Here is a 21,455-nt window from a genome sequence, read left to right on the forward strand (position 1 = left end):
TCAGCGCCTGGCCAGCCAGGTGCTGTAGAAGCTGGGCCGGCCCACGGCCTCGAAGCCCACGTCGCGCACCCAGCCTGCGCCCGCAAAGGCCTGGGGTTCCTCGAAGATGGGGATCACATAGGCCTGGTCGATCAGGTAGTTCTGCACCTCGCCGGCCAGCGCCAGGCGCTTGGCGGCATCGGTCTCGGCCGCGATGGCGTCGAACAGGCCGTTGAGCTTGGTGTCCTCAAAGGACTTGACCTTCTGGCTCACGCCGCCCTTTTGCAGCAGCACGTTGCGGTTGGTCGGGTAGTAGTTGCTCTTGATCACGTCGGGATCGGCGCGGCCCACCATGCCGGGCAGCACGCCGGTCTTGTCGGGGTCCAGCGTGTCCACCGCGCGGCTGCCCGCGTCGCCCGACAGCACGTTGAGCTTGACCCCGATGCGCGCCCACTGCTGGGCCACGAGCTGCAGCGTCTCCTTGTTCTGCGGCTGGGGCAGGGACTCGTAGGTGGACAGCACGAAATCGCGGCCGTCCTTCTGGCGCAGGCCGTTGGCGCCCAGCGTCCAGCCGGCCTCGTCCAGCAGCTGTTTCGCCTTGGCCTCGTCATAGGCCAGCTTGGCCGACAGGTCCACGAAGCCGGCCGCCGTGGAGGCAATCACCGAGCGCGCCTGCGGATAGCGCGGCGAGAACAGCGTCTCCACGATCTCCTTGGCATTGGTGCCGTGCAGCAGCGCCTGGCGCACCTTGAGATCGGCCACCAGGGCGTTGTCCGGGCGGATGGCCACGCTGTTGTTCACGCCGCGCGTGGGCGGGGCGTAGATGCTGAACTTCTGGTCCTCGACGCGCTTTTCGTCATAGGCCTGGATCTGGCGGATCAGCCCGGCCTGCCCGGCCAGCAGCGCGCCGATGCGCACGCTGTCCTCGGGCGTGACGATGAACTTCACCTCGTCCAGCCGCGCGCGGCCCTGGTGGGCCAGCTTGGCGGGGCCCCAGGCATAGTCCTTGCGCACCTTGAGCACCAGCTCCTTGCCCAGCGTCTCGCTGGCCACCACGAAGGGGCCGGAGCCGATGATGCGCGTGGCGTCGCCCAGCTCCTCGAAGGGGCGGTCCAGCGTGGCCGGCGAGACCAGGCCCGAGCCGATCACCGAAGTGCCCTGCAGAAAGCCCGGCGAAGGCTTTCTGAAGAAGAACTTCACCGTCAGCGGGTCGATCACCTCGCTGCGCTCGTAGTTGTTGATCACCTCGGACACCGGCTGCTTGAGCGCCTTGTTGCCCAGGCCATAGGTGTCGAAGTTGCGCGCCACGGCCGCCGCGTCCAGCGGCGTGCCGTCGGAGAAAGTGACGCCGGGCCGCAGCTTGAAACTGTACTCGGTGGCGTCGGCATTCACGGTCCAGGACTCGGCGATCCAGGGCTGGATCTCCAGCGTCTTCGGGTCCTGGTAGGTCAGCTTGTCGGTGATCTGGTTGAGCACGCCGCCGTTGGGATAGAAGCCCCCGGCCGGCGGATAGAGGTTGGTATGGGCCTGCTGCTCCAGGTAGACCAGGGTGCCGCCTTCCACGGGGCCAGCAGCCGCGCCCGCCTGGGCCGTATCGGCCTGCCTGGAGCACGCCGCCAGCAGCAGGCTGCTGCCCGCCAATACCGCTATCGCGGCCTTCCATGCCACCTGACCCGCCTTCGATTGGGAAAACACGTTCGTACCTCGCCGCCGCTGGGGCGCTGAAAAACAAGACTGCCGGCCACAGGACCGGCTCCATGTTTTTCATGCTATCGATGCCAAATATTTGCGCTCATATATCGAGTTGCATCGATATTTGGAAAACGACTAAGGGATGGGGCCCCCGCATATCTGCCCAGTGCATAAGCGCAGACGGATTCGTTTGTTTGCCGCGCATGCGGCGGTCCCAACAATGGGCTGGTACTTCCTTCACCGAAAGCCCGTCCATGAGCCATCTCAACGAATACCTCGCCGAAAAGCGCGCCGCCGTGCTCGCCCGCAGCGCCGCCGTCGCGGCCGGCACGGCCCAGCCCGCCCGCCTCAAGGCCCATGTGCGCGCCGAGGGCCGCAGCGGCGTGCGCCGCCTGCGCATCCGCGAGCACCAGGTCATCAGCGACAGCCCGCCCGACTTCGCGGGCTACAACCTCGGCCCCAGCTCGCCCGAGCTGCAGCTGGGCGTGCTGGGCACCTGCGTCACCCACATCTTTCTGATCCAGGCGGCCGAGCGCCAGGTGCCCGTGGAGAGCCTGGAGGTCGAGGTCACGGGCATCATCGATCCGCGCGGCGGCAAGCCCGGCCACGAGGCCACGCCCATCTGGCCGCACGAGATCGGCTACACCGTGCACATCGACTCGCCCGCCAGCCGCGCCGAGATCGATGCGCTGTTCGAGGCCGTGGAGCGCACCTGCCCCATCCTCAACCTGCTGCGCAATCCGCAGAACATCCGCGCCGAAGTGCGCCATACCGACTCCAGCGCCGCCGCGCGCCTGGCAGCCTGAACACCGTGCGGAAAGCACCCCTGTCATGACCCTGCCACTCGACCACATCGTCATCGCGGTCCAGGACCTGGAACGCACCATTGCCGACTACACCGCGCTGGGCTTCAACGTGCTGCGCGGCGGCGAGCACCCGGGCCGCTCCACGCACAACGCCCTGGTGGTGTTTGCCGACGGCGCCTATTTCGAACTCATCGCCTGGCGCGCACCCGCGCCCGAGGAGCGCTGGTGGCAGCAGCTGCAGCGCCATGGCGAGGGCATTGTCGATTTCGCGCTGCTGCCCACCGAGACTGGCGCCGTGGTTGCCGCCGCCCAGGCGCGCGGCCTGGACTACGAGGCGCCCTACGAAGGCGGCCGCCTGCGCCCCGACGGCGCGCAGCTGCGCTGGCGCAATGCACGCGCCCGCAGCCAGGACCTGCCCTTTCTCTGCGGCGACCTCACGCCGCGCGCCCTGCGCGTGCCCGAGGGCGATGCACGCGTGCACCCCAACGGCGCCACCGGCGTGGCCCGGCTGTACGTGGCCGTGCATGACCTGCGCGCCAGCCTGGCACGCTGGCGCGCGCTGCTGGGCGAGGGCGCCGACATTGGCGAGGCCCGGCTGTCGGACGACGGCAGCGCCTACCGCGCATCGCTGAGGCTGGGCGCCACTGCGCTGGTGCTGGCTGCGCCTGCCCAGGGCGTTGCCACGGGCACCCTGGGCCACCGTCTGGCCACGCGCGGTGAAGGCCCTTATGCCATCGAGCTGCAGGTACGCCAGCCCGCGTCTGCGCTGGCGCTGGACGAGACCGCCACGCATGGCGCGCGCATCGTGCTGGCCCAGGTTTCCCCGGCCAGGGAAACCGCCGCCGCCTAGGCGAAATGCGTGGGCGCTAGAATGGCGCCCCGCTGACACCCATGCCCACCCCGGTGGGCGTTTTCGTTGCAGCCGCGGCCTTCCTTGAGGGGCGCCGTGGCGCGGCGCTGCTTGCCATGACGACTGCTTCCACTCCTGCCACGCTGGGCATAGATTTCGGTACCTCCAACTCCGCCATGGCCTGGCGCACCCCCGGCCAGACCGCACGCCTGCTGCCGCTGGAGGGCGATGCCTGCGGCATGCCCACGGCGCTGTTCTTCCATACGGACGAGCACAGCACCCATTTCGGGCGCGATGCCATGGCCCAGTACCTGGACGGCGAGCCGGGCCGGCTCATGCGCTCCCTCAAAAGCCTGCTGGGCAGTGCGCTGCTGCAGGAAAAGACGGCGGTGCACGACCAGTTCGTGAGCTACCAGGACATCATCGGCCTCTTCCTGCGCCGCGTGGCCGACCGGGCGCGTGCCTCGCTGGACGGCCGCCTGCCCGAGCGCGTGGTGCTGGGCCGGCCCGTGCATTTCGTGGACGACCATCCCGAGCGCGACCGCCAGGCGCAGCAGGCCCTGGCCGATGCCGCGCGCGCCGCAGGCCTGGGCGAAGTGGATTTCCAGATGGAGCCCATTGCCGCCGCGCTGGATTACGAGCAGCGCCTCACGCAGGAATCCGTGGTGCTGGTGGTGGACATCGGCGGCGGTACCTCCGACTTCACCGTCGTGCGCCTGGGCCCCGAGCAGGCCGGCCGCAGCGATCGCCGCGACGACATCCTGGCCACCAGCGGCGTGCACATCGGCGGCACGGACTTCGACCACCGGCTCAACCTGGCCCAGCTCATGCCGCTGCTGGGCTACCGGCACATCGGCCCCAGCGGCCGCGAAGTGCCCAGCCGCGTGTTCTTCGACCTCTCGACCTGGCACCTGATCCAGTGGCTGTACTCGCCCAAGGCCCTGGCCGAGGCGCGCAACCTGCGCACCGACTACAGCGACCAGCGCCTGCACAAGCGCCTGATGGAAGTGCTGGAACTGCGCGAAGGCCACCGCTTGGCCGCCGTGGTGGAGCAGGCCAAGATCGAGGCCTCCACGCGCCATGCCGAAGCGGCCATCGAGCTGGGCTGGCTGGAATCGGGCCTGTCCGCCGCCATCTCGCCCGAGGTGCTGCACGAGCAGCTGCAAGGCCCGCTGCAACAGGTCGTGGCCTGCGCCCAGGACTGCCTGCGCCTGGCCGGCGTGGCGCCCCAGGCGCTGGACGCCATCTACCTCACGGGCGGCTCATCGGCCCTGCGCACGCTGCGCGATGCGCTGCGCGAGGCCTTCCCCGGCGTGCCGCAGGTCGAAGGCGACCTGTTCGGTGGCGTGGCCACCGGCCTCGCGTATGCATAAGTCCCCCTGAGCGGCTGCGCCGCTTCCCCCTCTCGCTACGCGGGGGGGACGACACCCTCGCGGCGGGGCGGCCCTTGCTCGGTGTCCCTGAGGGTGAAGGCCACTGTGGTGCTGCCGCCTTGGGCTTAATCCTCTATCGGGTCCTCCTCGGCGGCCTGCTTGATCGCCAGCGCGGCGTCATAGAGGCGGTTGCGCGGTGCGCCCGTGATCTCGGCGGCCAGGCGCACGGCGGTCTTGGTGGGCAGCTCGGCCAGCAGCAGGCGCAGCACGCGCAGGGCGTCGGCGTCGGCCTCATCGCCACCCAGGGCCACCGGGTGCAGCACCACGGCGAATTCGCCCTTGCTGCGCTGGGGCACGGCCTGCAGCCAGGCCGGCAGCGCGCTGGCGGGCATGGTGGCAATGTCCTCGAACTGCTTGGTGATCTCGCGTGCCAGCGTCACCGGGCGCTCGCCCAGCGTGGCCAGGGCGGCGGCCAGGTCGGCAATGCGGTGGGGCGCCTCCAGCAGCACGGTGCAGCGCGGCTGCAGGGCCAGTTGCTGCACGGCGGCCAGGCGTTCGGCCGACTTGGTGGGCAGAAAGCCTGCGAAGACGAAACCTCCCTCGCCCTGCGAAGGCGTGACCGCGCCGGCCACGCTGATGGCGGCCGTGATGCTACTGGCGCCGGGCAGCGGAATGCAGCGCAGGCCCGCGGCCTGCACGGCTGCGCACAGGCGTGCGCCGGGGTCGCTGACGCCGGGCGTGCCCGCATCGCTGACATAGGCGATGCGCTGGCCCTGCTGCAGCCGCGCCACGATCTGCTGGGCCGCCTCGGCCTCGTTGTGCTGGTGCACGGCCAGCAGCTGGCTGCCGGGCCGGTCCAGTCCATAGGAGCGCAGCAGGCCCTGCGTGTGGCGCGTGTCCTCGCAGGCCACGCAGTCCACCAGCTGCAGTACATGCAGGGCGCGCAGGCTGATGTCGGCCAGGTTGCCGATGGGTGTGGCCACCACGTAGAGGGCGCCCTGCGGATAATGCTGGGATGCCGCAGCATCCTTGGCTGCGCCCAGCGCGGTGGCGAAAGAGGTAGTCAATGGGTTTCCTTGCGAAAAAGCCGGCAGGCGCGGGGCCGTCTGCCCTCACGACCCGGCATCGGGGCCAGCAGGCCGAGGATGCGGCGCTGGCCCATCTGCAGGCGGCCGGCCTGCGTCTGGTCGAGCGCAATTATCGGACGCCGGGCCGCGGCGGCGGCGAGATCGACCTCATCGTGCAGGCGCGCGACGGCACCGTGGTCTTCGTCGAGGTGCGCAGCCGCGGCACGCGCGCCTTCGGCGGTGCCGGCGCCAGCATCGGTGCCACCAAGCAGCGGCGCATCGTATTTGCGGCGCGCCACTACCTGATGCGCTGGTCCGCGCCGCCGCCATGCCGCTTCGACGTGGTGCTGGTCGAGCCCGGCGCCGGGTCCGCCGTGCAGTGGCTTCAGGCCGCCTTTGACGCCGAAGGCGCCTGATCCGTTACCGCTGCAGCACAAATAACGCCTGGCTACGAAAGACTTCAAGGGCGGCAGTTATCATCGGGCCTCCATGCTTGAGCAACGTATCCAACAGCATTTCATCGACAGCGCCGACCTGAAATACCAGGCCGCCCAGGCGCTGAGCCAGCCCATTGCGGCGGCAGTGCAGGCCATGCTGGCCTGCGTGACCAGTGGCGGCAAGGTTCTGGCCTGCGGCGCGGGCGCCTCTGCCAGCGATGCCCAACTCTTCGCCGCCCTGTGCGTGGCCGGCTTCGAACGCGACCGGCCCGAGCTGGCTGCCGTGGCCCTGGTCTCCGACGGCGGCCTGCTGGGCACCGTGGGCGCCACGGGCTCGGGCGGCAACGCCACCCAGTACCTGGCGCGCCAGATACGCGCCCTGGGCCAGCCCGGCGACCTGCTGCTGGTGCTGTCCGCCACGGGCAACGACGTGGCCGTGCTGGAGGCCCTGGATGCCGCCCATGAGCGCGACATGATGGCCGTGGTGCTGACCGGCCGCACGGGCGGCTCCCTGGCCGGCCGCGTGCGCGAGACCGATGTTCTGATCTGCGTGCCGCACGACCGTGCGGCGCGCGTGCGCGAAACCCATACGCTGGTGCTGCACTGCCTGTGCGACGGCGTGGATGCCCAGTTACTTGGTGAACAGGAGATGCCTCTATGAAGTTCCGTTGGTCCCGCGCCGCCTGCGGTGTGCTCGCCGTCGCGTCCCTGGGCGCCGCCCTGTCGGGCTGCGTCGCCCTGGTGGGCGGCAGCGCCGTGATGGCCGGCATGTCGGTGGCGGACCGCCGCACCACCGGCACCCAGGTGGAAGACCAGGGCATCGAGCTGCGCGCCAACAACCGCATCGCCGAAGTGCTGGGCGACAAGGCCCATGTCAACGTCACCAGCTACAACCGCCAGGTGCTGCTGACCGGCGAGGCCGGCAATGAGGCCGACCGCCAGACCATCGAGAAGCTCGTGCGCGAGCAGCCCACGGTGCGCAATGTCTTCAACGAAGTGGTGGTGGCTCCCTTCACCTCCACGCTGAGCCAGCGCTCCAAGGACACGCTGATCACCACCCAGGTCAAGGCCAGCCTGCTGGACGCCAAGGACATCCAGGCCTCGGCCTTCAAGGTCGTGACCGAGAACAAGGTCGTCTTCCTGATGGGCATCGTCACCCCGCGCGAAGCCAAGCGCGGTGCCGAGATTGCACGCGGCATCAACGACGTGACCAAGGTCGTGCGCGTGGTGGAAGTCATCTCCGAGGACGAACTGGCCCGCATGCAGCCCCAGTCCGCCCCCGTGGTCACCGACGACTCCGGCAAGGCCGCCGCAGCCAGCGCTCCCACAAGCCTCTCGGAAAGCAGCCTGTCCACCCCCGCAGGCGCCACCGCCACCCCGGTGAAGTGATCACCGCCGCCTGAAAGCAAAAGCCGGAACATGTTCCGGCTTTTTGTTTTGGACATAGGAAGATCTCGTTCCTCAGGGCATAGCACTTGAATCTGGCAGGGCCTAAAGCCAGGGACACCAAGCAAGGGCCGCCCCGCAGCGATGGTGTCGTCCCCCTCCCTTGCGAAGCAAGTAGAGAGGGGGAAGCGGCGTAAGCCGCTCAGGGGGTGAGCCTCTTGATGAGGCTGGAGGTATCCCAGCGCCTGCCCCCCATCTGCTGCACATCGGCATAGAACTGGTCCACCAGGGCCGTGACGGGCAGGCGCGCGCCGTTGCGCTGGGCTTCGGCCAGCACCAGGCCCAGGTCCTTGCGCATCCAGTCCACGGCAAAGCCGAAGTCGAACTTGCCTTCGGCCATGGTGCGGCCACGGTTGTCCATCTGCCAGCTCTGGGCGGCGCCCTTGCCGATGACATCGAGCACGCTGGGAATGTCCAGTCCCGCACGCTGGCCGAAGGCGATGGCCTCGGACAGGCCCTGGACCAGGCCGGCGATGCAGATCTGGTTGACCATCTTGGTGAGCTGGCCGGCGCCGCTGTCGCCCATCAGCGTGCAGGCGCGCGAGAAGGCCATGGCCACGGGCTGCATGGTGGCGAAGGCGGCCTGGTCGCCGCCGCACATCACGGTGAGCTGGCCGTTCTGGGCGCCGGCCTGGCCGCCCGAGACGGGGGCGTCGATGAACTGCAGGCCCAGCTCCAGCCCGGCCGCATGCAGCTCGCGCGCCACTTCGGCCGATGCCGTCGTGTGGTCGGCGAAGATGGCGCCGCGGCGCATGCCGGCGAAGGCGCCGTCCGGCCCCAGCACGACCGAGCGCAGGTCATCGTCATTGCCCACGCAGCTGAACACGATGTCGGCGCCGGCCACGGCCTCGCGCGGCGTGGCCGCATGGCCGCCGTTGAACTCCTCGCACCAGGCGCGGGCCTTGGCCGGCGTGCGGTTGTAGACCGTGACGCGGTGGCCCGCCGTGGCCAGGTGGCCGGCCATGGGGTAGCCCATGACGCCCAGCCCGAGGAAGGCCACGGAAAGAGGGGCGGTGTCCGCATAGCTGCGGGCGGCGATGGAGGAGTCGGACATGGAAGCAATCCTGAGAGGTGGTGGGAGGCGGGTGGCGCAGGGCCGCGTCCGGCGCGGCCCTGGAAGGAGCCGGCATGCCGGCTCAGCGCACTGAAGGCGCGGTCAGGGCGTGCATGGCACGCCCCTCAGACGATGGCGAAATGCTCGGTGCCCGCCGCCAGGTCCAGCGACTTGGCGCGCTGGCTGCCCAGCTTGATCTGCAGCCGCAAGTCGTTGACCGAGTCGGCATTGCGCAGTGCATCCTCGTAGGTGACCAGGTTGGACTCGAACAGGTCGAACAGCGCCTGGTCGAAGGTCTGCATGCCCAGGTTGCGGCTTTTCTTCATGATCTCCTTGATCTCGGTGACCTCGCCCTTGAAGATCAGGTCGGAGATCAGCGGCGAGTTGAGCATCACCTCGATGGCGGCCACGCGGCCCTTGCTGTCCTGCTTGGGCAGCAGGCGCTGGGAGACCATGGCGCGCAGGTTCAGCGACAGGTCCATCAACAGCTGCGGGCGGCGGTCCTCGGGGAAGAAGTTGACGATGCGGTCCAGCGCCTGGTTGGCGCTGTTGGCGTGCAGCGTGGCCAGACACAGGTGGCCGGTTTCCGAGAAGGCGATGGCGTGCTCCATGGTCTCGCGGTCGCGGATTTCGCCCATCAGGATCACGTCCGGCGCCTGGCGCAGGGAGTTCTTGAGCGCCGCGTCCCAGCTGTCCGTGTCCAGGCCCACTTCGCGCTGCGTGACCACACAGTTCTTGTGCGGGTGCACGAATTCGATGGGGTCCTCGATGGTCACGATGTGGCCGTAGGAGCTTTCGTTGCGCCAGTCCACCATGGCGGCCAGCGTGGTGGACTTGCCCGAGCCCGTGGCGCCGACCAGGATGCACAGGCCGCGCTTGGTCATGGCCACCTCCTTGAGCACCTGGGGCACGCCCAGGCTGTCGATGGTGGGCAGGGCCAGCGGAATCGTCCGCATCACCATGCCCACGCGGCCCTGCTGGATGAAGGCGTTGACGCGAAAGCGCCCTATGCCCGGCGGCGAGATGGCGAAGTTGCACTCCTTGGTGCGCTCGAAATCGGCGATCTGCTTGTCGCTCATGACCGAGCGCGCCAGCGTCAGCGTGTGCACGGGCGACAGCGGCTGCGGCGACACCTTGGTGATGCGCCCGTCGATCTTGATCGCCGGCGGGAATTCCGCCGTGATGAACAAGTCGCTGCCGTTGCGGCTGACCATGAGCTTGAGCAGGTCGTTGATGAACTTGGTGGCCTGATCTCTTTCCATTGCCGTATTCCCCCGGGCGTTGCGCGCCGTTGTGGCGCACAGGTTGTTTTGTTATTTGCAGGTAGGCCGGTCCGGCCCGCAGGGGCCAGGCGTCCTCATATTCAACTCACTCACTCACTGTCTATGTGTGCTGCTCTTCGCCCAGGCGCACGCTGATGGCGCGCAGCCGGAACGAGAGCTTGCGCGCCAGCAGCGCCATCAGCTTGGCGGCCAGCGCGGCGTCCTTGGCCATCATCTCGTCCAGCGCCTCGGCGCTGAGCACGCCGATCTCGCAGTCGGTCAGCGTGGTGCAGCTGGAAAAGCGCGGCCCGCCGTCCAGCAGCGACATCTCGCCCAGGATGTCGCCGGGCCGCGTCTGCGCCAGGCGCATGCGCTCGCCCCAGGGCTGCTGGCGCTCCACGGCGATCTGGCCGGACAGCACCACGGCCATGAAGCTGCCGTTCTCCTCCTGGCGGATCACGTCGCGTTGCGGTGCCACGGCCGCGTAGATGAAATATTCGCTCAGCCGCTGCAGGCTGGCCGCATCCAGCTGGCCCAGGTAGCGGTCGCGCGACCACAGCTGCTCCAGCTGGCCCCCGCCGCCGCGCGGCAGCCGCGTGGCCCCGACCTCGATGGCGCGCGCCTCCCAGGGAACGGGAGGAGTGTGCGGGTCCATGAAGCCATGCGCCGCCAGCGTGGTCGTGAAGAAGGCCGACTCGGAGGCCGGGGCCGAAGGCTCCTGGCCGCTTCGCAGCTTGCGGAAAATGCTTTTCATGGCGCGTGGCGAGAGGCTGGGCGGGTGGCGGTCAGCCCGGGAAGTTGTCCGGTATCTTGGCCTTGGCGCGGGCTTCCGCCGGGCTGATCAGGTTGCGCCGCACCAGATCGGTCAGGTTCTGGTCCAGCGTCTGCATGCCCACATTCTGACTCGTCTGGATGGTGGAGTACATCTGGGCCACCTTGGCCTCGCGGATCAGGTTGCGGATGGCGCTGGTGCCCAGCATGATTTCGTGGGCGGCGATGCGGCCCTGGCCGTCCTTGGTCTTGCACAGCGTCTGCGAGATCACGGCCTGCAGCGATTCGGAGAGCATGGCGCGCACCATCTCCTTTTCCTCGGCGGGGAAGACGTCGATGATGCGGTCGATGGTCTTGGCGGCGCTGGAGGTGTGCAGGGTGCCGAAGACCAGGTGGCCCGTCTCGGCTGCGGTCATGGCCAGGCGGATGGTTTCCAGGTCACGCATTTCGCCCACCAGGATGGCGTCCGGGTCCTCGCGCAGCGCCGAGCGCAGTGCGGCCGAGAACGACTGCGTCATCGGCCCGACTTCGCGCTGGTTGATCAGGCACTTCTTGGAGTCGTGCACGAATTCGATGGGGTCCTCCACCGTCAGGATGTGCCCGTACTCGGTCTCGTTGAGGTGGTTGACCATGCCGGCCAGCGTGGTGGACTTGCCCGAGCCCGTGGGGCCGGTCACCAGCACCAGGCCGCGCGGCTTCAGGGCCAGGTCGCCGAAGATGCGCGGTGCGTTGAGCTGCTCCAGCGTCAGGATCTTGCTGGGAATGGTCCGGAAGACGGCGGCCGCGCCCCGGTACTGGTTGAAGGCGTTGACACGGAAGCGCGCCAGCCCCTCGATCTCGAACGAGAAGTCCACCTCCAGGAACTCCTCGTAGGCCTTGCGTTGGGAGTCGCTCATGATGTCGTAGACCATGGCGTGGACCGTCTTGTGGTCCAGCGGATCGACATTGATGCGGCGCACATCGCCGTGCACACGGATCATCGGCGGCAGCCCCGCGGACAGGTGCAGGTCGGAGGCCTTGTTCTTGACGCTGAATGCCAGCAATTGGGTGATGTCCACGGAGTTTGCTCCCTCGTTTGGTACGCTGGCGGCAATTATGACGACGATTGAAAACAAGCTTCAACAGATTCACGAACGGATTGCCTCGGCCTGCGCGCAGGCGGGCAGGGCGTCCGGCTCGGTGCAATTGCTGTCCGTCTCCAAGACCTTCGGCGCCGACGCCGTGCGCGAGGCCGTGCTGGCCGGCGAGCGCAGCTTCGGCGAGAACTACATCCAGGAAGGAGTGGACAAGATCGCCGCCGTGCGCGCCATGGGCCTGCCGGGTGGCGAGGCCCTGCAATGGCATTGCATAGGCCCCATCCAGAGCAACAAGACACGCCTGGTGGCCGAGCATTTCGACTGGGCCCAGACCGTGGACCGCCTGAAGATCGCCGAGCGCCTGTCGGCCCAGCGCCCCGAGGGCCTGGCGCCGCTGCAGGTCTGCATCCAGCTGAACGTGGATGGCGGCGAGACCAAGGCCGGCGTGGCGCCGCAGCAGGCGCTGGAGCTGGCCGCCGCCATCGTGCAGCTGCCGCGCCTGGCGCTGCGCGGCGTGATGAGCATTCCCGACGATGCGCCGGGCTTCGAGGCCCAGCGCGAGGTGCATGCCCGCGCCACCGCCGTCTTCGAACAGATCCGCGCCAGCGGCCTGCCGGGGCTGGAGCGCTTCGACACGGTTTCCATGGGAATGACCGGCGACCTGGAAGCGGCCGTGGCCGCAGGCAGCACGATGGTGCGCGTGGGCAGCGGTATCTTCGGCCAGAGAAACTACGCCCCGCGCTGACCAGGGCGTAGCTGGCTTGGCTGGCGGGGCAGGCCGCCTCAGCGCCCGCCGGGCCGCTTCATCTGGCAGTCCGTGGGCAATTCCACCTGCTCGGGCGTGTAGACGGCATCGGTGCGAAAGCCGTAGTTCGTGCCTTCCCAGCCGGCCTTGACCAGCTTGCCGTCCACGGGCGCGATGGTGTTGACCACCTGGGGCAGCAGCAGCTGGTGGTCCTTGCCGCGCATGCGCACGGGGCCGACCACGGTGTCCATCTGCAAATCCTCCATGGCCAGCGCGATCTTCACGGGTTCGGTGGACTGTGCTTTGGCCATGGCGGCGGCCAGCATGCGCGGCACCAGGTCCATGCGCGGGGCCAGGAAGTCCTTGCCCATGCGGGCCTTGTATTCCTGGGCGCGGGCGTCGGCCAGCGGGCGGCCGGCCTGGCCCGGGTGCCATTCGGCCACCCAGGTCAGCTGGCCGATGCGGGTCTGGGCGAAGGATGTCACCGTGCCCGGCATGCCGCCCGCGCTGTGGTTGAAGTAGCGCAGGTCATAGCCCGAGTCGGCGGCTGACTTGAGCAGCAGGGTCAGGTCCTGGCCCCAGTTGCCCGTGATCACCGAGTCCGCACCTGTTTCCTTGATCTTGGCCACATAGGGCGCGAAGTCCTTGACCCGGCCTATGGGGTGGAGCATCTCGCCCGTGAACTGGATGTCGGGCCGGGCCGCGCTCACCATCTGGCGCCCGTAGGCCGCCCACTGCTTGCCGTGGGCGTAGTCCTGGTTGAGCAGGTAGACCTTGCGGATGCCCGGCTGGGTCTTGATGTAGCTGGCAATCGCCTGCATGCGCATGGCGGTGTTGGCATCGAACATGAAATGCCAGAAGCTGCAGGCCTTGCCCGTCAGCTCGGGGTCGATGGAGGAATGGTTGAGCACCAGCACTTCCTTGCCCGGATTGCGCTGGTTGTGGCGCGAGGCCGCCTGCACCAGGGCCGCCACCACCGAAGAGCCCGATCCCCCGGTCACCACCACGCGCGCGCCCTGGTCGATGGCCGCCTGCAGCGCGGCCTGGCTCTCCTGGGCCGAGAGCTTGCTGTCGAACTGCAGCAGCTGCAGCTTCGTGCCGTTGAACAGACCGCCCTTGGCGTTCACATCCTCGACCGCGTATTGCACGTGGTCGCGCATCAGCTCGCCTGTGCTGACGAAGGGGCCGGACAGCGGGTCGATGAAGGCGATCTTGAACGTCTCGCCGCCCTGGGCGTGGGCGGCCGTGGCGCACAGCAGGGCGGCGGCGAGAACGATGGATGGTTGGGAATATCGTCGGATGCAATGGCGGCGGATCGGCATGTCTTGTCTCCTCGAAGGAATGGTCGTCAGTCCTTGCCGGGCGGCTCGGCGCGGGGCCGGCTGCGCCGTGCAGGCGTCTTTTTCGCGGGGGATGCGGCAATGGCTTCGGGCGCGGTGGCTGGCGCCGTGCGCAGGCCCAGCACGCGGCTGGCCAGCTCGGTCAGCTCGGCCACCATCTCGGCCGTGCCCAGGCGGCCGCCGGGGCGGTACCAGTTGTAGAGAAAGCCCGGCAGGCTGCAGGCGGCCTGGGCGGTGATGCGTGTCTCGCGAAAGTCCAGGTGGCCGCTGGCGCGGCCTTCTTCGAGCAGCGCGCAGAACTGGCGGTAGAACTGGCGCGCCAGCGTGCGCGAGGCCTTCATGTACGCAGGGCTGAAGGCCTGGGGCTCGCGATAGGGAAAGAAGGCCGCCGGATAGTGGGCAATGGTGGCCGCGATCAGGCGCTGCAGGCCGTCCACGGCCTTCTCGTGCGCGGCGCGCGGATCGTCGGCCGCGAAGTCCAGCACCGTGAAGCAGGCCTCGGTGGGCGCCCAGCACAGGGTCTCGAAGATCTCCTGCTTGTTGCGGAAGTAGTAGTAGACGAAGGGCTTGGTCACGCCCAGGGCCTGGACGATCTGCTCCATCGTGGTGTTGGCGTAGCCGTTGCGGTCGAACAGGGCCTCGGCCGCCTTGAGGATGCGTTCGCGCTTTTCATCGGAGCCGGCCGTGGGAAGGCGCTGGCGGCCGCGCGGGGTGACAGGGGGCTTGGGCATGCGGGAAATCTCGTGTCGCGTCGGTGGCTGCGATGGTTATACCGATGGGTAGCAATGTTCTACCAGCGGGTATATATTGGCAAGCCGCTGGACCCCAAAACAAATCAAGGCTATCCCTTAGGACTGGTTCCGGGATGGCCAGACACCCAGGAGACAAGCATGGCGGATTCCGAGACCCTCATTCCCCTGCATGAGGCCCTGCGCCGCAATGCGCGCAACCACCCCGGCCGCGACGCCTACATCTGGTATGGCCGCCACATCAGCTGGGCCGAGGTGGATGCGGCCAGCGACGCCTTTGCCGCGCGGCTGCAGGCGCTGGGCGTGGGCCGGGGAGAGCCCGTGGCGCTGTTCATGAACAACTGCCCGCAGTACATCGTGGCGCACTACGGCATCCAGAAGGTCGGCGCCATCGTCTGCCCCTGCGGGCCGCTGAACAAGGAGCATGAGCTGCAGTACCAGCTCGATGACCTCAAGGCCCGCGTGATCGTCGCGGCCGATGTGCTGCTGCCCGTGGTGGACAAGGTGCGCGCCAGCACGGCGCTCAGGCATGTGCTGGCCGTGCGTTATGGCGACTGGCTTCCTGAATCGGCCACGCTGGCGCTGCCGCCCGAACTGCAGGCCCCCGTGCAGCCGCTGCCCGAGGGCGTGGAATCGTTCTGGGATGTCATGCACAGCGGCGCCAAGCCCGTGCCCGTCGATGTCGCCATGGACGATGTCTCGCTGATGACCTATACCTCGGGCACCACGGGCCTGCCCAAGGGCGCCATGCTCAGCTACGGCAACGCGGCCAGCAAGACGGCCGGCGCCTCCAGCGCCACGGGCGTGAACGCAGGGGACATGCTGCTGGCCGTGGCGCCGCTCTATCACATTGCCGGCATGTCCATGGGCGTGAACATGCCCGTGCACAGCGGCGCCACCTGCGTGCTGCTGCACCGCTTCGACCCGCTGGCCGTGGCCCAGGCCCTGGAGCGCTACCGCGTGACCTGGTGGTACAGCATCGCGCCCATGAACGTGGCCGTGATGCAGCTGCCGGGCGTGGAGACCATGGACTTTTCCGCGCTGCGCCGCAACACCGTGACCAGCTTCGGCATTGCCTACACCGAGGAACTGGCGCGGCAGTGGAAGCGCTTCACCCCGAACTGCATCTCCAGCGAGGCGGCCTATGGCCTGAGCGAGACCCACACCATGGACACCTCCATGCCGGGCGACGCCATCCGCTGGGGCACGCACGGCAAGCCGCTGCCCGGCAACGAGGTGCGTATCATCGACCCCGAGACCGGCGAGCCGCTGCCGGCCGGCGAAGTGGGCGAGATCACCATCCGCGGCCCCGGCAACTTCAAGGGCTACTGGAACAAGCCCGAGGCCACGGCCAGGACCCTGAAGAACGGCTGGGTGCACACGGGCGACATGGGCCGCATCGACGCCGATGGCTACCTGACCTTCATCGGCCGCTTCAAGGAAATGATCAAGGTCTCGGGCTACAGCGTCTTCCCCGAGGAGGTGGAAGCCATCCTCATCAAGCATCCGGCCGTGGCCCAGGCCGCCGTGATCGGCGTGCCCGACCCGCAAAAGGGCGAGGTCGTGCGCGCCTTCATCGTCACGCGGCCGGGCCAGCAGATCGCGGCCGAGGACCTGGTGCAGTGGTCGCGCGAGAACATGGCCAGCTACAAGGCGCCGCGCGAGGTGCGTTTCATCGAGGCGCTGCCCGCCACCGGAGCGGGCAAGGTGCTGCGTCGCTTGCTGCGCGATCAATGAGAAAGACCGAAGACCCATGTTCCAGAAGATCCTGATTGCCAACCGTGGCGAGATCTCGCTGCGCATCGTGCGCGCGCTGCGCGAGCTGGGTGTGCCGAGCCTGGCCGTCTATGCCGCAGACGATGCGCAGGCGCCCCATGTATCCGCTGCCGATGCAGCCGTGCCCCTGGGCGCCAGCGGCCCCTCGGCCTACCTGGACGGCGCCCACCTGCTGCGCATTGCGCGCGAGCACGGCTGCGACGGCATCCATCCGGGCTACGGCTTTCTCAGCGAGAACGCGGGCTTTGCGCAGGCCTGCGCCGATGCGGGCCTGCGCTTCATCGGCCCTGCACCCGCCCATCTGGCGCTGCTGGGCGACAAGGCCCGCGCGCGCGATCTGGCACGCCGCTGCGGCGTGCCGCTGATGCCGGGCAGCAGCGAGGCTGTCACGCTGGAACAGGCCCAGGCCTTCTTCGAGGCGCAGCAGGCCGGGGGCGCCAGCGGCATCATGGTCAAGGCCATCGGCGGCGGCGGCGGGCGCGGCATGCGCGCCGTGGCGCGCGCCGAGGACCTGCCTGCCGCCTATGAGCGCTGCCGCAGCGAGGCGCGCGCCGCCTTCGGCGTGGACGGCGTCTATGTGGAGCGGCTGATGACGGGCGCACGCCATATCGAGGTGCAGATCCTGGGCGACGGCGGTGCAGGCCCCATCGCGCTGGGCGAACGGGAATGCACGCTGCAGCGGCGCTTCCAGAAGCTGGTGGAGATCGCGCCCAGCCCCAGCCTGGCGCAGCCGCTGCGCGAGCGCATCACGCGCGACGCGCTGCGCATGGCTGCCGAGATCGGCTACGAGAGCCTGGGCACCTTCGAATTCCTGGTCGATGCCGCCTCCGACTCCCTGCCCTATGTCTTCATCGAGGCCAACCCGCGCCTGCAGGTCGAGCACACCATCACCGAGGAAGTCTTCGGCATCGACCTGGTGCAGGCCCAGATCCGCATTGCGGCGGGCGATCACCTGGGCGAGCTGGGCCTGGATGCCAGGACACCGCCCGCGCCGCGCGGCTATGCCATGCAGTGGCGCATCAATGCCGAGACGCTGGATGCCGCAGGCCAGTCGCGCCCCGGCAGCGGGCGCATAGGCGCGCTGCAGTGGCCGGCCGGGCCCGGCATCCGCATCGACACGCATGCGGTGGCGGGCGCCAGCCCCTCGCCGCACTACGACACGCTGCTGGCCAAGCTCATCGTGCACAGCAGCGGGCCGCGCTTTGAAGACGTGCTTCGCCGCGCACGTCGCGCGCTGGACGAATGCCGCATCGACGGGCTGGCCACCAACCTGCCGCTGCTGCAGGCGCTGGCCCGGCGGCCCGAGATGGCGTCGCAGGCCGTGCACACACGCTGGTTTGAAGAGGCCCTTCCCGAATTGGTGGCGGACGCCCAGGCGCTGGCCGAAGGCGCGCGCCGCACGGCTGCGGCCGCCGAGGTTCCGGTGGCGGCCGAGGCTGCTGGCGCGCCCGTCCCCGAAGGCGCCATCACGGCCCCCATGCCCGCGCGCATCGTGCAGTGGAGCGTGGCCGTGGGCGATGCCGTGGCTGCAGGCGCCGAACTGGGCGTGCTCGAAGCCATGAAGATGGAGCATGTGCTGCTGGCGCCGCAGGCCGGCACCATCACCCGACGGCTGGCCGAGGCCGGTGCCTATGTGGCCCAGGACCAGCCCCTGCTGGTGCTGGCCGCCGCCGAAGGCGTGCAGGCCGACGCACGCGCGCAGCAGTCCGCACAGGACCCGGACCACATCCGCGCCGACCTGCAGCGCGTCATCGACCGCCATGCCTTCACGCGCGATGCTGCCCGGCCCGAGGCCATGGCCAAACGCCATGCCCAGGGCAGCCGCAGCGCGCGCGAGAACATCGCCGATCTTTGCGATGAGGGCAGCTTCATCGAATACGGTGCGCTGGCCATTGCCGCGCAGACGCGCCGGCGCAGCATGGACGATCTGATCGCCAACACGCCGGCCGACGGCATGGTCACGGGCATGGGCTCCATCAACGGCGCGCAGTTCGGCCAGGAGCGCTCGCGCGCCGTCGTCATGTCCTATGACGCCACCGTGCTGGCGGGCACCCAGGGCGCGCGCAACCATGCCAAGACCGACCGCATGCTGGGCATTGCGCTGGCCCAGAAGCTGCCCGTGGTGCTGTTCGCCGAAGGCGGCGGCGGGCGGCCCGGTGACACCGACACGCCCGTGGTCGCGGGCCTGCATGTGCACACCTTCGCGGCCTATGCGGCGCTGTCGGGCCAGGTGCCCGTGATCGGCATCACCCATGGCCGCTGCTTCGCGGGCAACGCAGCCCTGCTGGGCTGCAGCGACGTGATCATCGCCACGCGCGCCAGCTGCATCGGCATGGGCGGGCCGGCCATGATCGAGGGCGGCGGGCTGGGCGTCTTCCGGCCCGAGCAGATCGGTCCCAGCAGCGTGCAGCATGCCAATGGCGTGATCGACGTGATAGTCGAGGACGAGGCCGAAGCCGTGGCCGCCGCGCGCCACTACCTGTCCTTCTTCCAGGGTCGCACCACGGAGTGGACCGCGCCCGACACGCGCGCCCTGCGCCATGTGGTGCCCGAGAACCGGCTGCGTGCCTATGACACGCGTGCGGCCATGGCGCATCTGGTGGACGAAGGCAGCCTGCTGATGCTGCGCACGGGCTTTGGCGCAGGCATCCACACGGCGCTGGCGCGCATCGAAGGCCGGCCCGTGGGGCTGATGGCCAACAACCCCTCCCACCTGGGCGGCGCGATCGACGCCGATGCGGCCGACAAGGCCGCGCGCTTCATGCAGCTGTGCAATGCCCATGGCCTGCCCATCGTGAGCCTGGTGGACACGCCCGGCTTCATGGTCGGCCCCGAGATCGAGAAGACGGCCCAGGTGCGCCATGTCAGCCGCCTGTTCGTCACGGCGGCCAAGCTGCGCGTGCCGTATTTCAGCGTGGTGCTGCGCAAGGGCTACGGCCTGGGGGCCATGGGCATGACGGCCGGCAGCTTCCATGCGCCGGTGTTCAACGTGGCCTGGCCCACGGGCGAGTTCGGTGCCATGGGTCTGGAAGGCGCCGTGCGCCTGGGCTTTCGCAAGGAACTGGAGGCCCTGCCCGAGGGCGCCGAACGCAACGCCCTGTTCGACCGGCTGCTGGCCCAGCAGTACGCCCACGGCGAGGCCATGCACATGGCCGGCACGCTGGAGATCGACGCCGTCATCGACCCCGCCGACACGCGCGCCTGGCTGTCGCGCGGCCTGGCAGGGGCGCGCGTTGCGCCTGCCCAAGCCGGCTTCGTGGACACCTGGTAGGCCCTGAAAACGCCACGGACGGCATGCTAAGCTGGCCGCCTTTCCGACGAACATGATGGCGGGCCTGCAGTGCAGGCCCCGCTGCCTCTGGAGACTCCCCATGCCCGGACTTCTGCCCGATATCGATCCCGACGGCCTGCTCGAATTCTCGGTGGTCTACACCGACCGCGCGCTCAACCACATGTCCAAGCGCTTCGCGGGCGTGATGCAGGACATCCTCACCACGCTGCAGGAGGTCTACCACGCCCACACGGCCGTGCTGGTGCCGGGCAGCGGCACCTTCGGCATGGAGGCCGTGGCGCGCCAGTTCGCCAACCGCGAAAAGGTGCTCATCGTGCGCAACGGCTGGTTCAGCTACCGCTGGACCCAGATCTTCGAGGAAGGCGGCCTGGGCGGTGGCGCCGTGGTCTGCAAGGCGCGTCGCCAGGGACCGGGCAGCCAGGACCCCTGGGCGCCCTGCGCGGCCGAGGACGTGGCCGCCGCCATCCGCACTGAAAAACCCAAGGTCGTGTTCGCCCCCCATGTGGAGACGGCCAGCGGCATCCTGCTGAGCGACAGCTACCTGCGCACCGTGGCCGATGCCGCGCACGAGGTGGGCGCGCTCTTCGTGCTGGACTGCGTGGCCTCGGGCGCCATGTGGGTGGACATGGAAAAGACCGGCGTGGACGTGCTGATCAGCGCGCCGCAAAAGGGCTGGAGCAGCTCGCCGTGCTGCGCCATGGTCATGCTCTCGCAGCGTGCGCGCGAAGCCATCGAGCACACGCAAAGCTCCAGCTTCTCCTGCGACCTCAAGAAGTGGATGCAGATCGCCGAGGGCTACGAAAAAGGCCAGCACGCCTACCACACCACCATGCCCACCGACGCCCTGGTCCGCCTGCGCGACGTGATGCTGGAGACGCGTGCCTACGGCTTCGCCAAGGTGCGCGACGAGCAGATCGCCCTGGGCGCCAAGGTGCGTGCCCTGCTGGAATCGCGCGGCTTTCCCAGCGTGGCGGCCGAAGGCTGGAAGGCCCCCGGCGTCGTGGTCAGCTACACCACCGACCCCGGCATCCAGAGCGGCAAGAAGTTCATGGAAGCCGGCCTGCAGACCGCCTCGGGCGTGCCCCTGCAGTGCGACGAAGGCCCGGACTTCAAGACCTTCCGCATCGGCCTGTTCGGCCTGGAAAAATGGCACAACGTGGACCGCACCGTCGGCCACATCGCCAAGGCCCTTGACGACATTGGTGTCCCCGCCAAGGCGTGAACCCGCTGCAAACATTGCATTGAAAGAACCCTCATGAACAAGACCCTCACCACCCTGGCCGCCTCCTGCGGCCTGATGCTCGCCGCACTGACCGGCGTGGCAGCCCATGCGGCCGAACCCGTCACCACGGCCAGCGGCCTGGTCTACGAAAGCCTCAAGGAAGGCACGGGCGCCAGCCCCAAGGCCAGCGACACGGTGCGCGTGCACTACCGCGGCTACTTCCCCGACACGGGCAAGGACTTCGACAGCTCCATCACGCGCGGCCAGCCCATCGAGTTCCCCTTGACCGGCGTGATTCCCTGCTGGACCGAAGGCGTGCAGAAGATGAAGGTCGGCGGCAAGGCCAAGCTGACCTGCCCGCCCTCCATCGCCTACGGCAGCCGTGGCGCGGGCAGCGTGATCCCGCCCAACGCCACGCTGAACTTCGAGGTGGAACTGCTGGGCATCAAGTGATGGCCGGCCCGCTGGCCGGGCCAGCTCCCGCTTGATGCAAAGCCGGCCTGCGGGCCGGCTTTTTT

19 protein-coding genes are annotated in these 21,455 nt (G+C 68.9%); 11 read left to right on the plus strand and 8 right to left on the minus strand.

Annotation, left to right across the window (positions count from 1 at the left end):
• Positions 1 to 1,674 carry a TIGR04028 family ABC transporter substrate-binding protein gene (locus INR38_RS08610; protein ID WP_013804437.1) on the minus strand — a complete coding sequence of 558 codons (1,674 nt, stop codon included), beginning with the start codon at positions 1,672 to 1,674 and terminating at the stop codon, positions 1 to 3.
• A gap of 251 nt (positions 1,675 to 1,925) precedes the next feature.
• Here INR38_RS08610 and INR38_RS08615 point away from each other — a divergent pair, with 251 nt between their 5' ends.
• The 3 genes from INR38_RS08615 to INR38_RS08625 all read left to right on the plus strand — a co-directional run bounded on the left by INR38_RS08615 (position 1,926) and on the right by INR38_RS08625 (position 4,700).
• Positions 1,926 to 2,477 (plus strand): OsmC family protein, encoded by a 552-nt coding sequence (locus INR38_RS08615; RefSeq protein ID WP_207443041.1) that lies wholly within the window; start codon positions 1,926 to 1,928, stop codon positions 2,475 to 2,477.
• A 25-nt stretch (positions 2,478 to 2,502) separates the two neighbouring features.
• Positions 2,503 to 3,327 (plus strand): VOC family protein, encoded by an 825-nt coding sequence (locus INR38_RS08620; RefSeq protein WP_207443042.1) that lies wholly within the window; start codon positions 2,503 to 2,505, stop codon positions 3,325 to 3,327.
• A 116-nt stretch (positions 3,328 to 3,443) separates the two neighbouring features.
• A complete protein-coding gene (locus tag INR38_RS08625) occupies positions 3,444 to 4,700 on the plus strand; it encodes an Hsp70 family protein (protein ID WP_043796941.1) in 1,257 nt (418 codons plus the stop codon).
• Positions 4,701 to 4,825: 125 nt separating this feature from the next.
• Here INR38_RS08625 and rsmI read toward each other — a convergent pair whose 3' ends face one another.
• Positions 4,826 to 5,767: a 16S rRNA (cytidine(1402)-2'-O)-methyltransferase gene (rsmI, locus tag INR38_RS08630; protein WP_012202992.1), complete on the minus strand. Its 942-nt coding sequence runs from the start codon at positions 5,765 to 5,767 to the stop codon at positions 4,826 to 4,828.
• Here rsmI and INR38_RS08635 point away from each other — a divergent pair.
• The 3 genes from INR38_RS08635 (at position 5,767) to INR38_RS08645 (ending at position 7,593) form a co-directional block, all read left to right on the plus strand.
• Positions 5,767 to 6,183, plus strand: a complete 417-nt coding sequence (locus tag INR38_RS08635) for a YraN family protein (RefSeq protein WP_013804432.1) — start codon at positions 5,767 to 5,769, stop codon at positions 6,181 to 6,183. The genes rsmI and INR38_RS08635 overlap by 1 nt on opposite strands.
• A gap of 73 nt (positions 6,184 to 6,256) precedes the next feature.
• Complete coding sequence (locus INR38_RS08640) at positions 6,257 to 6,865, plus strand: SIS domain-containing protein (RefSeq protein ID WP_012202994.1); 609 nt, start codon at positions 6,257 to 6,259, stop codon at positions 6,863 to 6,865.
• Positions 6,862 to 7,593, plus strand: a complete 732-nt coding sequence (locus tag INR38_RS08645) for a BON domain-containing protein (protein WP_063327425.1) — start codon at positions 6,862 to 6,864, stop codon at positions 7,591 to 7,593. The genes INR38_RS08640 and INR38_RS08645 overlap by 4 nt, the downstream gene beginning before the upstream one ends.
• Positions 7,594 to 7,792: 199 nt before the next feature.
• On the opposite strand, the gene INR38_RS08650 is transcribed toward INR38_RS08645, so the two are convergent.
• The 4 genes from INR38_RS08650 to INR38_RS08665 form a co-directional block, all read right to left on the minus strand.
• Positions 7,793 to 8,704 carry an NAD(P)-dependent oxidoreductase gene (locus tag INR38_RS08650; RefSeq protein WP_013804430.1) on the minus strand — a complete coding sequence of 304 codons (912 nt, stop codon included), beginning with the start codon at positions 8,702 to 8,704 and terminating at the stop codon, positions 7,793 to 7,795.
• A 125-nt stretch (positions 8,705 to 8,829) separates the two neighbouring features.
• Complete coding sequence (locus tag INR38_RS08655; RefSeq protein ID WP_012202997.1) at positions 8,830 to 9,966, minus strand: PilT/PilU family type 4a pilus ATPase; 1,137 nt, start codon at positions 9,964 to 9,966, stop codon at positions 8,830 to 8,832.
• A 121-nt stretch (positions 9,967 to 10,087) separates the two neighbouring features.
• Positions 10,088 to 10,720 carry a cyclic nucleotide-binding domain-containing protein gene (locus INR38_RS08660; RefSeq protein WP_012202998.1) on the minus strand — a complete coding sequence of 211 codons (633 nt, stop codon included), beginning with the start codon at positions 10,718 to 10,720 and terminating at the stop codon, positions 10,088 to 10,090.
• A 31-nt stretch (positions 10,721 to 10,751) separates the two neighbouring features.
• A complete protein-coding gene (locus INR38_RS08665; RefSeq protein WP_012202999.1) occupies positions 10,752 to 11,795 on the minus strand; it encodes a type IV pilus twitching motility protein PilT in 1,044 nt (347 codons plus the stop codon).
• A gap of 37 nt (positions 11,796 to 11,832) precedes the next feature.
• Between INR38_RS08665 and INR38_RS08670 the strand changes: the two genes are divergently transcribed.
• Positions 11,833 to 12,558 carry a YggS family pyridoxal phosphate-dependent enzyme gene (locus tag INR38_RS08670; protein ID WP_034389983.1) on the plus strand — a complete coding sequence of 242 codons (726 nt, stop codon included), beginning with the start codon at positions 11,833 to 11,835 and terminating at the stop codon, positions 12,556 to 12,558.
• A 38-nt stretch (positions 12,559 to 12,596) separates the two neighbouring features.
• On the opposite strand, the gene INR38_RS08675 is transcribed toward INR38_RS08670, so the two are convergent.
• Positions 12,597 to 13,880 carry a branched-chain amino acid ABC transporter substrate-binding protein gene (locus tag INR38_RS08675; protein WP_207443044.1) on the minus strand — a complete coding sequence of 428 codons (1,284 nt, stop codon included), beginning with the start codon at positions 13,878 to 13,880 and terminating at the stop codon, positions 12,597 to 12,599.
• A 26-nt stretch (positions 13,881 to 13,906) separates the two neighbouring features.
• Positions 13,907 to 14,629, minus strand: a complete 723-nt coding sequence (locus tag INR38_RS08680) for a TetR/AcrR family transcriptional regulator (protein WP_016446678.1) — start codon at positions 14,627 to 14,629, stop codon at positions 13,907 to 13,909.
• A gap of 159 nt (positions 14,630 to 14,788) precedes the next feature.
• On the opposite strand from INR38_RS08680, the gene INR38_RS08685 reads away from it, so the two are divergent.
• From INR38_RS08685 to INR38_RS08700, 4 genes are all read left to right on the plus strand, one after another.
• Positions 14,789 to 16,384 (plus strand): AMP-binding protein, encoded by a 1,596-nt coding sequence (locus tag INR38_RS08685; protein ID WP_207443045.1) that lies wholly within the window; start codon positions 14,789 to 14,791, stop codon positions 16,382 to 16,384.
• Between the two features lie 16 nt (positions 16,385 to 16,400).
• Entirely contained in the window at positions 16,401 to 19,694 is a 3,294-nt protein-coding gene (locus INR38_RS08690; RefSeq protein WP_207443046.1) for a carboxyl transferase domain-containing protein, read from the plus strand.
• A 100-nt stretch (positions 19,695 to 19,794) separates the two neighbouring features.
• Positions 19,795 to 20,937 (plus strand): aminotransferase class V-fold PLP-dependent enzyme, encoded by a 1,143-nt coding sequence (locus INR38_RS08695; RefSeq protein WP_013804424.1) that lies wholly within the window; start codon positions 19,795 to 19,797, stop codon positions 20,935 to 20,937.
• 33 nt (positions 20,938 to 20,970) lie between these two features.
• A complete protein-coding gene (locus tag INR38_RS08700; RefSeq protein WP_016446675.1) occupies positions 20,971 to 21,390 on the plus strand; it encodes an FKBP-type peptidyl-prolyl cis-trans isomerase in 420 nt (139 codons plus the stop codon).
• Positions 21,391 to 21,455 lie beyond the last annotated feature (65 nt).

Source organism: Delftia sp. SD018, assembly GCF_017355445.1.
Classification (GTDB): Bacteria; Pseudomonadota; Gammaproteobacteria; order Burkholderiales; family Burkholderiaceae_C; genus Comamonas; species Comamonas acidovorans.

Excerpts from the sequence above, each read along its gene's own strand:
- INR38_RS08615 (WP_207443041.1), top strand. The coding sequence starts at position 1,926 with ATGAGCCATCTCAACGAATACCTCGCCGAAAAGCGCGCCGCCGTGCTC.
- INR38_RS08620 (WP_207443042.1), top strand. The coding sequence starts at position 2,503 with ATGACCCTGCCACTCGACCACATCGTCATCGCGGTCCAGGACCTGGAA.
- INR38_RS08625 (WP_043796941.1), top strand. The coding sequence starts at position 3,444 with ATGACGACTGCTTCCACTCCTGCCACGCTGGGCATAGATTTCGGTACC.
- INR38_RS08635 (WP_013804432.1), top strand. The coding sequence starts at position 5,767 with ATGGGTTTCCTTGCGAAAAAGCCGGCAGGCGCGGGGCCGTCTGCCCTC.
- INR38_RS08640 (WP_012202994.1), top strand. The coding sequence starts at position 6,257 with ATGCTTGAGCAACGTATCCAACAGCATTTCATCGACAGCGCCGACCTG.
- INR38_RS08645 (WP_063327425.1), top strand. The coding sequence starts at position 6,862 with ATGAAGTTCCGTTGGTCCCGCGCCGCCTGCGGTGTGCTCGCCGTCGCG.
- INR38_RS08650 (WP_013804430.1), bottom strand. The coding sequence starts at position 8,704 with ATGTCCGACTCCTCCATCGCCGCCCGCAGCTATGCGGACACCGCCCCT.
- INR38_RS08655 (WP_012202997.1), bottom strand. The coding sequence starts at position 9,966 with ATGGAAAGAGATCAGGCCACCAAGTTCATCAACGACCTGCTCAAGCTC.
- INR38_RS08660 (WP_012202998.1), bottom strand. The coding sequence starts at position 10,720 with ATGAAAAGCATTTTCCGCAAGCTGCGAAGCGGCCAGGAGCCTTCGGCC.
- INR38_RS08670 (WP_034389983.1), top strand. The coding sequence starts at position 11,833 with ATGACGACGATTGAAAACAAGCTTCAACAGATTCACGAACGGATTGCC.
- INR38_RS08675 (WP_207443044.1), bottom strand. The coding sequence starts at position 13,880 with ATGCCGATCCGCCGCCATTGCATCCGACGATATTCCCAACCATCCATC.
- INR38_RS08680 (WP_016446678.1), bottom strand. The coding sequence starts at position 14,629 with ATGCCCAAGCCCCCTGTCACCCCGCGCGGCCGCCAGCGCCTTCCCACG.
- INR38_RS08685 (WP_207443045.1), top strand. The coding sequence starts at position 14,789 with ATGGCGGATTCCGAGACCCTCATTCCCCTGCATGAGGCCCTGCGCCGC.
- INR38_RS08690 (WP_207443046.1), top strand. The coding sequence starts at position 16,401 with ATGTTCCAGAAGATCCTGATTGCCAACCGTGGCGAGATCTCGCTGCGC.
- INR38_RS08695 (WP_013804424.1), top strand. The coding sequence starts at position 19,795 with ATGCCCGGACTTCTGCCCGATATCGATCCCGACGGCCTGCTCGAATTC.
- INR38_RS08700 (WP_016446675.1), top strand. The coding sequence starts at position 20,971 with ATGAACAAGACCCTCACCACCCTGGCCGCCTCCTGCGGCCTGATGCTC.